Origin of the sequence: Alteribacter aurantiacus DSM 18675, assembly GCF_000429705.1 — a bacterium.
Lineage (GTDB): Bacteria > Bacillota > Bacilli > Bacillales > Salisediminibacteriaceae > Alteribacter > Alteribacter aurantiacus.
In genome coordinates, this window is sequence record NZ_KE386943.1 from 292,131 (window position 1) to 306,256 (window position 14,126).

Genomic DNA, 14,126 nt, shown 5'->3' on the forward strand with positions numbered 1-14,126 from the left:
CCATGAGCGGGCTTGCGTGTGTATGGGTTCATTACATTTTTTCAGGAGCTGAAACGCCAATAAGTGCCAAGGCATTTAAAATGGTGATACGCACGGACTCCATCAGTGCCAGACGACCTTTCGTTAATTCTGCGTCGCCCTCATTAATCACCTTCTCAGCGTTATAGAAGCTGTGAAGGGCTTGAGCAAGGTCGAATACATAGTTTGCCACTCGGTGTGGGGCGCGCTTGTCTGCCGCGTCACTAACGACTTCAGGAAACTCTCCGACTTTTTTCAAGAGATCAAGCTCTTTTTCACTGTTTAAGCGTGTCAGGTCAACAGATGGATCGGCTTCGAATCCTGCATCTTTCGCTTGTCTGATCATGCTGCAAATGCGGGCATGGGCATACTGCACGTAATATACAGGGTTTTCATTGGACTTGGAAACGGCCAAATCCATGTCAAAGTCCATGTGTGTGTCTGCCGCTCTCATGGCAAAGAAGTAACGAGTTGCGTCTGTTCCTACCTCTTCCATCAAGTCGCGCATCGTAACAGCTTTACCTGTACGTTTACTCATCTTCACACGTTCACCGTCTTGGAACAGGTTCACCATTTGGATGATCTGAACGCCAAGTTGATCTTGGTTGTACCCAAGAGCTTGTACGGCTGCTTTCATTCGAGGGATGTAACCGTGGTGGTCCGCTCCCCAAATGTTGATCAGCTCTTCAAATCCGCGAGCAAACTTATTTTTATGATAGGAGATATCTGGCGTAAGGTACGTGTAGGATCCGTCTCCCTTTACAAGAACGCGGTCTTTGTCATCTCCGTATTTCGTGGATTCAAACCAAAGAGCGCCGTCTTTCTCGTACGTTTCCCCTTTTTCTTGAAGCTCTTCTAAGATCGCTTCTACTTTTCCTGTTGTATAAAGGGATGTTTCAGAGTACCAGTTGTCAAAATTAACTCGAAAGCTAGCCAAGTCTTCTTTTAATTTATCCAGCTCACGCTTTAGCCCATATTCACGGAAGAATTCAAGTCGCTCTTCGCGAGGCGTCGTCTTGAAACGATCACCGTACACTTCTACGATTTCTTTTGCAAATCCGATAATATCTTGGCCTTGGTAGCCGTCTTCAGGCATTTTTGCTTCTTCACCAAGCGCTTCAAGATAACGAGTTTCCAAGCTTAAAGCTAGATTTTCAATTTGGTTACCTGCATCGTTAATGTAATACTCACGAGCTACATCATAGCCTGCTTTATCTAAGATGTTGCATAGAGAGTCACCTACTGCAGCTCCTCTTGCATGCCCTAAGTGAAGGGTACCTGTTGGGTTAGCGGACACGAACTCCACTTGGATGGACTTGTTTTGACCAACATTCGTGCGGCCGTAGTCACTGCCTTTTTCCAACACGGTGCGCACAATATCACTTAAGTAGCTGTTGTCCATGAAAAAGTTCATAAACCCAGGTCCTGCAATATCGATGTCCTTTACGTGGGCACGTTCTTTGTTAAAGTTCGCAGCCATTTCTTCTGCGATCATGCGAGGGGCTTTTTTCGCAATTCGCGCTAGTTGCATGGCCATATTTGTTGCGTAGTCCCCATGAGCTTTGTCCTTAGGTAGCTCAATAACCGGTTCTGGAAGCTCCTCCTCAGAAGCAAGTCCTGCTTGAATTACGGATTGTTTGATTTCGTCTTTTAACAGCTGTTTCATTTCCTCTACTTGGCTCATTGTGTTTCTTTGTCCTCCTTTAATGTGACGCGCATATCGTAGTCACCTGCGAATTCCCCTTGTAACGTTAAAGAGTAGTTAAGTCGGATCTCTCCTCGGTTTGCGGACTCATCCCACAAGAATCGCACGTTTTTTGTATCCGTAAGCATACGCATCGGCCCAAATGGACTGTGGTACGTTCCTTCCGTTTCCACGCCTGTAATAAATCGTTGGTTCATATTTACGGCTCCTTTTCGGATCACCGACATTTCTCCTTGTTGCACTTTTAAGGTCTGCATTGTTTTATCAAGCCCTTCTTCTACGGGCTCTTCAAAGCGCAGGTACGTGACATCTCCTTTTGACAGGAGGCGCCCTGTTGCGTTGACCGTGTTTGTTTCTTTACGGCCGGAATCGTTTATTTGTGTTTTCATATGAATATGGACGAGTAGTCCTTCCATTTGAGTCACCGAACTTTCTGTATATCTCTATCATGAACATGATTAAAAAACCTTATAACTTAAGTATTATAGCTGATAATACCCCCTTTATACAAGGAAGCCACTGAAAAAGTACACCTCGACTTTTTCACTGCCTTTATTTAAATGGCAATGGCTTCACTTGGTTGCGCGCCTGTTACGAGAACCCCCCTCGTAACAGGCTTCCAAAACATGCAACCGTTACACTCATTGCATCGAAGGCACTGAAAAAGTTAAAAATCGAACTTTTTCAGTGCCTTCGATACAAGGTGTGGGGGTTGGGGGTATTAGACAATGTTTACTTGTTAAACCGTTTGGTTAATTACGAAAATCGATATATGAACTTTCTTAAAGTGATTCCAACAAGTTAAGTTGAGGTCATTGCGCTACAGGCGGCGCTTTCCGCGGGCATCTCCTCAGCCACCCTCGGCAAAAGCGGCCTGCGGGGTCTTCGGCCGATGCTTCTTCCTCTTCCAGTAATGCTCCGAGGCGTATATGTGTCGAAGCAGACCGCAGCAGGCTCATGAAGTAATGCTTTTGCTATTTCCGCAGGAGTCGCCACCTTTCGCTCCATTTTCACTAACACGAACAAGTATTGTTTCAATTCTGTTGTTAACGTAAGTAGTACGTTAACGCTACTTATTCGTTCATTTAGTTATACAAAAACAACCCGCCACTTAGCAGGTTGCTTGGATTTGTTTATTTTTTTGTCCATCCTAAGATCATTTCACGGATGAATTTGCTTGCGGCGATGGCTGTTTGGTCTGATGGATCGTATGGAGGTGACACTTCAACAAGGTCACAGCCGACGACATTGATGTCAGACTCGGCAATTGCCACAATGGCTTCAAGAAGCTCTTTTGAAGTGATGCCCCCTGCTTCGGCCGTTCCTGTTCCCGGTGCAAAAGCCGGGTCCAATACGTCGATGTCGATGGTCACATACACTGGGCGCCCTTTTAAAGTTGGCAAAATTTCTTTTAACGGTGCTGCCACTTCATACTTGCTCATGTGCATGCCGCTCTCTTTTGCATACTGAAACTCTTCGCGCATACCAGAACGAATCCCAAACGAATAGACGTTTTCAGGTCCGATCAGCTTGCACGTTTTTCGGATTGGCGTAGAGTGAGACAGCTCTTCCCCTTCGTATTCTTCACGAAGGTCTGCGTGAGCGTCGATATGAATCACGGCAAGATCATCGTATTCTTTATGCATGGCACGGATAATGGGCCACGACACAAGATGCTCGCCACCGATTCCTAGAGGGAATTTGCCGTCGGTAATGAGTTGATCCACGTATTGTTCAATCATATCGAGGCTTTTTCCTGCATTTCCGAAAGGCAATAGCATATCCCCAGCGTCATGATACTTCACGTCTTCTAAGTGACGGTCCATATATGGGCTGTACTCTTCAAGCCCGATTGACGACTCCCGCACCCGGTTCGGTCCAAAGCGGGATCCTGGACGAAAGCTTACTGTGTAATCCATCGGCATGCCGTAAATCACGATGTCGCTCTCTTCGTAAGAGCGGTCTCCCATGATGAACACACGACCGGAGTAACCTTGGTCAAAAAACATGTTACGACCTCCTTACTTCAAGAGATCTTCCACAAATTTAGGCAGAACAAACGCTGCTCGGTGGATGTCTTTTGTATAGTATTTTGTTTCAAGCTCATGGAAGCGGTCTTCGGCCACTTCAAGAGGGTCGTGCTTTTTTGAGCCAATTGTGAACGTCCAAAGTCCGCTTGGGTACGTTGGAATGTTCGCTGTATATAGGCGTGTGATCGGGAACGTTTCTTTCACGTCGCGGTAAGCGTTACGGATAAGGTCTTGATGGAACCAAGGGTTGTCCGTTTGCGCAACGAATACGCCGTCCTCTTTCAACGCTTTTGAGATTCCTTCATAGAATCCTTTTGTAAATAGGTTCACGGCTGGTCCTACAGGTTCTGTAGAATCGACCATAATCACGTCATAATCGGCTTCACTTTTCGCAATGTGCATGAATCCGTCATCCACTTTTACTTCTACGCGAGGATCTTCTAGCTTCCCAGCAATTGAAGGTAAATACTCCTTGGAGTACTCGATCACTTTTCCGTCAATTTCAACGAGTGTCGCTTTTTCCACGGAAGGGTGCTTGAGGATTTCGCGAATCACACCGCCGTCACCACCGCCTACAACGAGGACGTTCTTTGGGTTCGGGTGGGTAAAAAGCGGAACGTGCGCGACCATTTCGTGATAAACAAACTCGTCTTTTTCCGTTGTCATGACCATTCCGTCAAGAAGAAGCATGTTGCCAAACTCCGCTGTTTCAACCATGTCAAGCTGTTGAAATTCTGTTTTTTCACTGTGATACGTTTGCTTGATACGTGCTGTAATTCCGAAATCTTTTGTTTGTTTTTCTGTAAACCAAATAGACAAAGCTTTCACCTCTTAAATATATGTGAGTTATTTATTGCATTCACGCCTGGCCTTTTTCGTAAACATCTTTAACGTAACCCGGCGGGGGCCGAAAACTTGCACGAAAAGGAAGATGGGCGATTATTATGTTCTAATCTATTGAAGTATAGCCGATCCTTTTTGAAATGGGAATAGTTTTTTCGTGTGATTTTAAGTACAGCGTTCTGAGGTGTATTTCCCTTCAGAGGACAGTCTGTTTTTTCCTAAACAACAGACCTCTTTACACTACTATTTTTATATATTCTTGGACACCTTCTCCCTTGATGTATAACTCGCCTCCCTTTGTGGAAAACTGTGGAAATAACTCATATATTTTCCGTTAACGAGGTGAAAGGGATGGAAATTAGAACTCGGTCAGAGCAACGAAAAAAGAACAAAAGTATTCGACAACTGATTCGCCTTGGCCTTTTTTCCATGGTCAGCAAGATGGTTGTGACAGCGATTCTCCTTGGCTATGTGTATCAATTAGGTGCTCCGTCCCTTTCTGTACCGGAAACGACCGTCATTTATTCCGCAGACGGGGAAGTGATCGGTGAGCAACACGAAGGACAAAACCGCCATTGGATCTCTCTTGATGAGATGGGGGATCACATCAAGAGGGCTACAGTTGCCATTGAGGACCGCAAGTTTTACGATCACCACGGATTCGATATGCTTCGAATTGGACGGGCGGCTCTTACGAACGTGACAGCAGGTTCAAAACTTCAAGGGGCAAGTACGATTACGCAGCAGTATGCTAGAAACTTGTACCTGACACACGACAAGACGTGGGTACGTAAACTCAACGAAGCTATGTACGCCCTTCGTCTAGAAATGCACTACACAAAAGAAGAAATACTCGAAGGCTATTTAAATACGATTTACTACGGTCACGGCGCTTACGGAATTGAAGCGGCGGCAAACTTTTACTTTGGTAAACCGGCATCTAGCCTGTCCGTGAGTGAAGCGGCCCTTTTAGCAGGTATTCCAAAAGGGCCAGGGCTGTACTCACCACATAACAACCCGACTCAATCTTACGCCAGGCAAAAACTCGTTCTTCAAGCCATGCTTGATACGGAAAGCATTACGAATAAGGAGTATGAGCAAGCGTTAAATGAAACGGTTGAGCCTGATGCGTTCAGGGATTTTCAAGGTAAGCGAACAGCTCCGTATTTTCAAGATGCTGTTCAATCCTTCCTTGAAAACGAGTTAGGGATGGACGCAGCCACCATTCATTCTTCAGGACTGGCGATTCACACCACCTTGGACCGTCAACAGCAGCAGATCGCGGAAGAGTGGATTGAAAAGGAGATGGCCGGCCCCTATGATTTACAAGTGGCTTTTGTAGCCATGAACCCAGCCAACGGTCACGTGCAAGCGATGGTCGGAGGCAGAGATTATCAGGAAAGCTCGTTTAACAGGGCTACTCAAGCCAAAAGACAAGCGGGATCGACAATGAAGCCCCTTCTCTACTACGCGGCCCTTGAAGAAGGGTTTAGGCCAAACACGCAGTTTAAAGTAGAAGCAACAGATTTTGTATATGATGATGGGCGCAAAACATACTCACCGAAAAACTTTAACGACCGGTACGCAGATGACAATGTAACGATGATGCAAGCGCTCGCTGTTTCCGATAACATTTACGCCATGAAAACGCATTTCCTTTTGGGCTTTGATACGCTCGTAAATACGGTGAAGCGATTTGGAATTGATAGTCCAGTGAGCGCTAACCCATCCTTGGCGTTAGGTGCAGCCGACGTGAGCGTGATTGAAATGACGAATGCCTACAGCCCTTTTGCTAATGGCGGTTACGGTGTTGACCCTACTTTGGTCACCCGCGTCGTTGATCGAAACGGTAATGATTTGTATGTGGCAGACTCTCATTCAGAACGCATCATTGATCCTGCCTATGCTTTTATCATGACAGACATGATGCACGGCATGTTCGAGATGGGATTGAACGACCCCCGATCCGGAACCGCGGTTACGGGGCGAAGCTTGATTCATTTACTTGACCGACCGATTGCCGGGAAAAGTGGTTCAACCTCTCATGACAGTTGGATGATTGGGTATACCCCTCAACTGCTTACTGGGGTGTGGGTAGGAAACGACCAGCAGTTAAGTAACCTGCCATCTTCGAATGAATGGGGATTGTACTCAAAGAGGATTTGGGCTCAGTTTATGCGGGAAGCATTGGCCGATGACCTGATTTTACCTTTTGAACAGCCGCCGAATGTAACAAGTGTGGTCATTAATCCGATCAACGGGAAGCTCGCTACAGATGCTTGTCCGGTTCAGCGGACGTCTTATTTTCTCCAAGGTACAGAGCCAACAGAGTATTGCACCGACCACTTGGACGGGCAGTCGGGTAAAAAAAGCGAGCCAATCGAACAAGAACCAACTCGATTTATCGATCGCTTCTTTAAATGGTTTGATTAAACGTTCTATAAAAAAGACAAGCGAAGGGTTGGCATTCCCTTCGCTTGTCTTTTTGTCTTAGTATTGTGTGTGTTAGACACGTAGTTCTAAGTTTACAAACTTCATGTCGAATTCGCAAGTGACATTGTTGAGGTTTTTTCATTTGTTCACAAGACGTTCACAATTGTTATGCGTTTAAGCCTTCTTTTAATGTATCGGTTGAACGCTCCCAAACGTCTTTGTTGTGGCTTTCAAGAAACGTTGCTAGTACTCCTTTTGACTTGTCGTCCATCTGATCAACAATGATCCGCCCTTTAAGTGAACGGTCCATATTATTTACGTGCTCTGGAAGACTCTTGTATCCTCGGCGGATCTCACGGTCTACCGTTAGTTCACAAGCGGTTACGCCATAGTAGAACGGTCCTTCGCCCTTATCTTCAACCGTCACCCACACAAGCCAATAGGGCTTTCCATTAGGTACTTTGTCTTTTTCATGAAGGAACTTAATCCCTTTTTCTACGGAGCTTCTTGCATGAAGAGCCCCCATATCCACGAAGGCTTCCCCTTCATTGACATCGATGAACACTGGGGACATGTTGTTCAAGTTAAGAACACCAGATCCATACCCACCGTGTCCATCTGTAGAATCCGAACTCAATATATTAAAGCCTTGTCCACGCTTTTTTCCTTTATTATCGTCAAACAAATTTTTCATAACCCATCCTCCATTCGAACGTCATTTCGTTTAGTTTATCATATTCATTTTCAAACTTGCATGTCATGGCTGTTTCTGTGGGGAAATGGTGGGGCTAGTGGTCGATCGACTTTGGGATTTGTTCATCGACTTTCTCCCGTTCTTCATCGACTTGCTCCCGTTCTTCATCGACTTTCGGATTTATCAATCACTTTTCCCTCGTTATCCATCACTTCCACCAGACAAAAAACGTGACGAATGTCACGAACCCGTTTAAAGTAGGGAAAGAACGTCTATTAGATAACTAACCTTATAACAAGAAAGGACCGATGACTTTGCCATACGTAACAGTTAAAATGCTCGAAGGCCGTACAGACGACCAAAAACGTGAGCTGGTTCAAAAAGTAACGGATGCCGTTTCCGAGTCCACGGGAGCCCCGAGAGAAAAAGTAGCCGTGATCATTGAAGAAATGTCACCAGCCCATTATGGTGTAAACGGTGAGCGCATTAGCGACATTATGCCGTAAATCGTAAAAAGACGACCTTCGATGGTCGTCTTTTTTGTTACTCTTGTTCGTGCAATTCTTTTATAGCAAGGTGAAGGGTTTCGATATAAAAAACAGGTGGATCATCATGATTCTCGAGCTCTTCTACGATCCATTCGAAATTTTTCATTAGCAGTTCAGTTGGCACATCCCTGCTCGTCAAAACCGTATTCAACCATGTAGCGTAGTCGATAAACACAGTCTTATTGTTAAGCTTTTCCGATGTTTTCAAGTAATCAAAATGATGGTGGATATCATTTCTTGTGTGCTTTTTGCCACGATCACCGAACTTTTCAAGCATATCACCGTACTCTTCGTAAAAACGATCCGTCAGCTTAATGGCAATGCGATCTTCCTCTTCCTGTGAGACCATTATGTTGCCACCACCTTGTATTGGTGTACACGTGCTTTTATGTTGGCAAGCTCTTTGTCAGGATACTTCTTTTCCAGTTCGTGTATGCGTTTAAAGTCATCGCTGCGAATCCAGTCCAAATAATCCTTCTCTGTTTCCCATTCCATCTGTACAGTAAGTTCACCGGCTTTGTGGCGGTTTTGAAGCAATTTAAAAGAAATGAACCCTTCCGCTTCGTCCACAAGCTTTGAACGGTTTTTATAGAGTCCGATGACTTCGTCAGACTTTTCTTCCGGGATCGTTACTACCGAGTGTACGATATACAAGCTAACACTCTCCTTATTTGGCAAACGACTCGCTCACCTTAGATTGGCGTAAAGCATCAATGTAGCGAAATGCCTCTTCCACCTCTTCTTCAGTGTAGTTTTGTTTCGCCTTGATTGTAAACACCTTTTCTTTAATCTCTTCGTTGGTAAGTTCTTCGAAATAGAACATGGTGGATACAAGTTCAAGGAAACGTGAGCTTTTACTGTTCAGGTCATCGAGTATCGCTTTAGGGTTAGGAAAGTCGAAGTCAGAAATGGTCAGAAACTCTTCTCCCTTTTCTGTAAGAGAGTAGCGAAACTGGTGATAGCTGCTTTTATCCTCTTTCACTTCCGAAATAAAGCCTAAGTCTCTCATCTCTTCCATACGTACGGATAGCTCTTCGGAGTATGGGCCATACATTCTGAACTGATATTTTTCGTAAAAAGGAAGGTCGAGCTTCTTAGCGATATATACGATTTTCTGTAATTTCTTTCGCCCGACGATTTCTCCTGCCTGCTGAATAAGTGTCAGCAATTTCGCATGCTCGTTAAGCATACTTATCCCCCCTGAGTCATAAGTAAAGTCTTGATTCGTTGTTTAATCTCTTTGTGTGTACTTTCGTCCTCCAAAAAGTCCTTTGGAAAGTACAATTTATGGTCTGTTCTTTTTTTACCCGAAATGGCTTCAACAACGTCCGATTTACGAGAAAGCTCTCGAAGCTCTCCCCCTGGCATGAGTAAGTGAATCGGTAGACGCTCTTCATCCTCTCCTCCGCGGTAAAAGTCATAAGGAAGGTCCGATGACGAGTCAATGACAAGGTAATACGACGGGTCAATATCAGCCTCTTTAAAGAGTTGAAGAAGCTCCGGCCATATTTTCATTTGCGTACTCGGATCACACTCTACATATTTAAACAAACGTCGGTCCATAAACCTGTCGCACAAGTCCTTCAAGATCGGATCGTCTTCTTCCTGCCACATCTGGAAATAATACATAATAACTGCTTCGTCGAGCTTTAAGTAGTCTTCCAACGTAATGCTTCCTGAGAAAAGAGACTTAAAGTGACGAGGCTCGTCCTTAAATTCATATCCCGCTTCATAAAGGTGTTTCGCTCTATGTAGGATTTTGCTTAAAATCACTTCCGCACTTCTCGTAACTGGGTGGAAGTATACCTGCCAATACATTTGATAGCGGCTCATAATATAATCTTCGACAGCGTGCATGCCACTGTATTTAAACACGGCTTGATCTTCCGTCGGCCTCATCACACGGAGAATACGCTCCATATCAAAGTGTCCGTAGCTTACGCCGGTGTAAAAAGCGTCGCGCTGCAAGTAATCCATGCGGTCAGCGTCAATTTGGCTCGAAATCAAGCTGATCACAAGCTTGTTATCGTACGTCTTCCCAATTACATCTGCTACCTTTTGAGGAAAAGCGTCGCTGATTTCTTTTAAAACACGGTTCACTTCCGTATTGCCAAGAATGATTTCTCTCGTCCAATGTTCGTGGTCTGTATGAAATACTTTCTCGAAGGAGTGTGAAAAAGGGCCATGGCCTACATCGTGCAGAAGGGCTGCGCTTAAACAAACGAGTCGCTCTTCAGGATCCCAGTTTTCTTTTTCTTCAATCGTTTCTACCATTCGGCGCATAATTTCATATACCCCAAGTGAATGATTAAAACGCGTATGTTCTGCTCCGTGAAACGTGACATACGTTGTACCTAACTGTCTGACACGGCGTAAACGCTGGAATTCCCGCGTGCCGACCAGTTTCCAAATAAGTTCATCACGGACATGGATGTAACGATGGACCGGATCTTTGAACACTTTTTCTTCGCTTAGTTTTTTAAATGGGCCGTTCATGTAAGATAAGGCTCCTTTCCTGCACTCCTTTGGCAGCTGACAATCTTGATGTTTAATTCTGTACCGTTCAATACCCTGATCTTATTATACTAAAGTACGGGGTAAAAAAAAGGAACTTCTTGTCGATTTGCGCACGTTTTTTGGCAGTTTTTGTATGAAAGACAATACAAAGGAGGGCGACTGCCGAGACATTTGGTCTCGATCCCCCTCCTTCGTTGGTTAAGATCGTTTCATGCGCTTTTTCACTTTTTCAATCAACTGTTCTTCGCTTAAGCCAGTCACTGCTCTGTCGTTCACAAAAGTAAATGCCTTTTTTCGACCAGGTCCGCAGTACGCTTGGCATCCGACCTTTACTTCGGCACATGGATCCAGCTCTTTTAACTTTGGAACGAGTGTCTGGATGTTTGTGGCCTGACAATCGTCACAGATGCGAAATTCATTTGCCACGGGATTCACCACTTTATTTTTCAATTAATGAGTAGCCTCTTGCGTCAGTGTACAAGGCTGTGCTTCACATAATACGTTTTCTGACTAAGAGGCATCCTCATTTTGCTAATCTATTTAAAGCTTTGCAAACGTAGTTTTCATGCGTTTCTATTACAAAAATCCGCTACACACGACGGATAAAAAACAGCATTCTTTCCGTTTCCACTAACGTGTATTTTACTATGTGAGAGTTAGGGAATGCAACGGTAACCTTGTCCAATTTGTGATATACTTTAAGGGTTTGAATAAGGCGTTTAAGGAGAAAGAAACGATGAGTATTTTACATAGAAATCGCTGGTATGTGATGGATGAGTCCGTGACCGGTCTTACAGAAAACCCAATGCATTCTTTTGCCATGGATGACACGCTCTGTCGCCTGGTGTCTGATCATGAGGATTGGGGAATTGCCAGGACGTGGGTGCATGATCGTACGGTGGTGTTAGGCATTCAAGACAGCCGGTTACCTCATATTGAAAAAGGGATTGACCTTTTGAAATCGGAAGGGTACAACGTGATCGTCCGGAACTCCGGAGGACTGGCAGTTGTTCTTGATGAAGGTGTTTTGAACCTGAGTTTGATTTTTAAAGATGAAAAGCGTCTCTCTATTGATAGCGGATATGAAGCAATGGTCTCTTTTGTGAAAGAGTGGTTTAAAGGATTCGACCTTGATATTGAAGATGGAGAGATTGTAGAAAGCTACTGTCCCGGTCGATACGACTTGAGTGTTGGGGGCCGGAAGTTTGCAGGAATCTCCCAACGTCGCCTTCGGGGCGGCGTTGCAGTACAAATTTACCTTGCTGTTACCGGTAGCGGAAGTGAACGGGCCGATCTTGTTCGCCGCTTTTATGATGCAGCTATTGGTAGAGAAGAAACAAAATTCACCTACCCGAATATTGTTCCACTGAAGATGGTGTCTTTAGAAGAACTCACAGGAGAAACGCTTCCTATAACCGAGATGCTTCATTCCATGCTACTCACGTTGAAGGAGTATGGGGAAAAGCTTGGGAATGTGGAACTGAGTGAGGAACAATGGAGCGTTTATGAAGAGAACTTGAAGCGTATGGTAAAGCGGAACGAGAAAATTGTTTAATTGAGTAGAGTCGTCCTTCTTTTCAGGAGAAGGCGACTTTTTTTGTGTAGGGGGTGGGGCGTTTAAACAGGTTAGCTTCTCATTTAAACAGGTTGGACTGCCACTTAAACAGGTTAGCCCGCCGCACACCGTCCACCACTTCCCCCTTCACTTACTACTAACCCCCTAATAAGGGGTTTTTAACGGGTTGAAATCCACTTTTCTACGGCATAGAATTCTTTTTCCCCGCTTTATCTTTCTCATTAACGGCTACTCTTCCTCTTATCACGGCTTCGCTCCCCCTCTTACCGGGTTAGACTCCCCCACACTCTCACTTACTACCAACCTCATATTTAGGGGTTATTAACGGGTTCTGCCTCTCTTTTCTACGGAATAGCCTCCCCTTTCACGGCTTCACCACTCTTATTACCGGCCACTCCTCCTCTTTTCGCGGCTTCGCTCTCTTTATTCACCGGTTAGTCCAAAATGATGACCTCCCCCACACCACATCCCCTTCCCAACAAAAACCTCACCCGCATACACGAGTGAGGTCAAACGATTGATCTATTATTCAGCTAGTCCTTGCATGGCTGTAATCAATGCAAGCTTGTACACGTCTTCCACGTTACAACCACGAGACAAGTCGTTTACCGGCTTGTTAAGACCTTGTAAGATCGGTCCGATGGCTTCGTAGTTACCGAGACGTTGTGCGATTTTGTAGCCGATGTTACCCGCTTCCAGGCTAGGGAATACGAACACGTTTGCTTCTCCGTTTAAAGGAGAGTCTGGTGCTTTTTTAGCTGCTACAGATGGAACGAATGCAGCGTCGAATTGGAATTCTCCGTCCAATGTGAGGCCTGGTTCACGCTCGATTGCGATTTGAGTCGCATCCACAACGCGCTCTGTTTCAGGGCTTTTTGCAGAGCCTTTTGTAGAGAAGCTCAGCATCGCTACTTTAGGGTCGATGTCGAATACACGAGCCGTTTTCGCGGCTTCAATAGCGATTTCCGCAAGATCGTTGCTATCTGGTGAGATGTTGATTGCACAATCACCGAAGATATATTTCTCTTCGTTTTTCACCATGACGAATACGCCAGATGTCTTTTTCACGCCTTCTTTTGTTTTAATGATTTGAAGGGCAGGACGAACCGTATCTCCTGTAGAGTGTGCCGCACCACTTACGAGGCCGTGGGCTTTGTCTACGTAAACAAGCATTGTACCAAAGTAGTTTGGTTGCTTTAAGATTTGACGTGCATCGTCATGAGTCGCTTTTCCTTTGCGGCGCTCAACGAAAGCTTCCACTAGCTCTTCAAAGTGCTCGTACGTTTCCGGGTCGAAAATGTCGATTCCGTCTACAGATACACCGATCTCACTAGCCTTTGCTTCTACTTCACCTTTGTTTCCTACAAGTACGGGCTTGAGTACTCCGTCTTTTTTCAAGCGGGAAGTTGCTTCAATAATACGCTCGTCTGTTCCTTCTGGGAAAACGATCGTCGGGTTTTGGGCTCTTACTTTTTCCGAAATGCCTTTAAATAAGTCGCTCACAATGATTCCTCCTTGTTTTCATACCTATTCTGACCTTTATCCTTAAGGATACTCCTTTCGTTTTGAAAAATAAATTGTTGTGATCAATTCTTCACAAAGTTCTAATTTTCAGACATTCCACCTATTGTTTACCCTGCTTCCCTTCCTGCTATCCATCTGAAACAAAGTTCCTAAATTCGCCCAATTCGTTGTTTCAATCGCCAATCTTAAGTATAATGAATGAATAGTCACTCATTTTCTAACTATTTTGACGATTAGG

14 protein-coding genes are annotated in these 14,126 nt (G+C 44.8%); 3 read left to right on the forward strand and 11 right to left on the reverse strand.

Annotated features, from left to right (window positions below):
- Window positions 1-31 precede the first annotated feature (31 nt).
- The 4 genes from argS to speE all read right to left on the reverse strand — a co-directional run bounded on the left by argS (window position 32) and on the right by speE (window position 4,572).
- Window positions 32-1,702: an arginine--tRNA ligase gene (argS, locus tag G476_RS0119865; protein WP_026691629.1), complete on the reverse strand. Its 1,671-nt coding sequence runs from the start codon at window positions 1,700-1,702 to the stop codon at window positions 32-34.
- Window positions 1,699-2,139 carry a YwiB family protein gene (locus G476_RS0119870; protein WP_035187487.1) on the reverse strand — a complete coding sequence of 147 codons (441 nt, stop codon included), beginning with the start codon at window positions 2,137-2,139 and terminating at the stop codon, window positions 1,699-1,701. Before G476_RS0119870 ends, argS begins: the two co-directional genes overlap by 4 nt.
- 717 nt (window positions 2,140-2,856) lie before the next feature.
- Complete coding sequence (speB, locus tag G476_RS0119875; protein ID WP_026691631.1) at window positions 2,857-3,732, reverse strand: agmatinase; 876 nt, start codon at window positions 3,730-3,732, stop codon at window positions 2,857-2,859.
- 12 nt (window positions 3,733-3,744) lie between these two features.
- Window positions 3,745-4,572, reverse strand: a complete 828-nt coding sequence (gene speE, locus G476_RS0119880) for a spermidine synthase (RefSeq protein WP_026691632.1) — start codon at window positions 4,570-4,572, stop codon at window positions 3,745-3,747.
- Between the two features lie 375 nt (window positions 4,573-4,947).
- Here speE and G476_RS0119885 point away from each other — a divergent pair, with 375 nt between their 5' ends.
- A complete protein-coding gene (locus G476_RS0119885) occupies window positions 4,948-7,029 on the forward strand; it encodes a transglycosylase domain-containing protein (RefSeq protein WP_026691633.1) in 2,082 nt (693 codons plus the stop codon).
- A 166-nt stretch (window positions 7,030-7,195) separates the two neighbouring features.
- Here G476_RS0119885 and G476_RS0119890 read toward each other — a convergent pair whose 3' ends face one another.
- Window positions 7,196-7,723 carry a YwhD family protein gene (locus tag G476_RS0119890; RefSeq protein ID WP_026691634.1) on the reverse strand — a complete coding sequence of 176 codons (528 nt, stop codon included), beginning with the start codon at window positions 7,721-7,723 and terminating at the stop codon, window positions 7,196-7,198.
- 314 nt (window positions 7,724-8,037) lie between these two features.
- Here G476_RS0119890 and G476_RS0119895 point away from each other — a divergent pair, with 314 nt between their 5' ends.
- Window positions 8,038-8,229 (forward strand): 2-hydroxymuconate tautomerase, encoded by a 192-nt coding sequence (locus G476_RS0119895; protein WP_026691635.1) that lies wholly within the window; start codon window positions 8,038-8,040, stop codon window positions 8,227-8,229.
- A gap of 37 nt (window positions 8,230-8,266) precedes the next feature.
- Here the strand turns inward: G476_RS0119895 and G476_RS0119900 are convergent, their stop codons facing one another.
- The 5 genes from G476_RS0119900 to G476_RS0119920 all read right to left on the reverse strand — a co-directional run bounded on the left by G476_RS0119900 (window position 8,267) and on the right by G476_RS0119920 (window position 11,214).
- Window positions 8,267-8,620 (reverse strand): hypothetical protein, encoded by a 354-nt coding sequence (locus tag G476_RS0119900; protein ID WP_035187490.1) that lies wholly within the window; start codon window positions 8,618-8,620, stop codon window positions 8,267-8,269.
- Entirely contained in the window at window positions 8,620-8,925 is a 306-nt protein-coding gene (locus G476_RS0119905; RefSeq protein WP_026691637.1) for an antibiotic biosynthesis monooxygenase family protein, read from the reverse strand. The genes G476_RS0119900 and G476_RS0119905 overlap by 1 nt, the downstream gene beginning before the upstream one ends.
- A gap of 13 nt (window positions 8,926-8,938) precedes the next feature.
- Window positions 8,939-9,460, reverse strand: a complete 522-nt coding sequence (locus G476_RS0119910) for a YwgA family protein (protein WP_026691638.1) — start codon at window positions 9,458-9,460, stop codon at window positions 8,939-8,941.
- Between the two features lie 2 nt (window positions 9,461-9,462).
- Window positions 9,463-10,767, reverse strand: a complete 1,305-nt coding sequence (locus G476_RS0119915) for an HD domain-containing protein (RefSeq protein WP_026691639.1) — start codon at window positions 10,765-10,767, stop codon at window positions 9,463-9,465.
- 219 nt (window positions 10,768-10,986) lie between these two features.
- The gene (locus tag G476_RS0119920) at window positions 10,987-11,214 is read right to left on the reverse strand and encodes a YuzB family protein (RefSeq protein WP_026691640.1); all 228 of its coding nucleotides are present in this window, start codon (window positions 11,212-11,214) and stop codon (window positions 10,987-10,989) included.
- Between the two features lie 310 nt (window positions 11,215-11,524).
- Between G476_RS0119920 and lipL the strand changes: the two genes are divergently transcribed.
- Window positions 11,525-12,343 carry an octanoyl-[GcvH]:protein N-octanoyltransferase gene (gene lipL / locus G476_RS0119925; RefSeq protein WP_035187493.1) on the forward strand — a complete coding sequence of 273 codons (819 nt, stop codon included), beginning with the start codon at window positions 11,525-11,527 and terminating at the stop codon, window positions 12,341-12,343.
- Window positions 12,344-12,889: 546 nt separating this feature from the next.
- On the opposite strand, the gene pta is transcribed toward lipL, so the two are convergent.
- A complete protein-coding gene (gene pta, locus G476_RS0119935) occupies window positions 12,890-13,867 on the reverse strand; it encodes a phosphate acetyltransferase (protein WP_026691642.1) in 978 nt (325 codons plus the stop codon).
- Window positions 13,868-14,126: the final 259 nt, after the last annotated feature.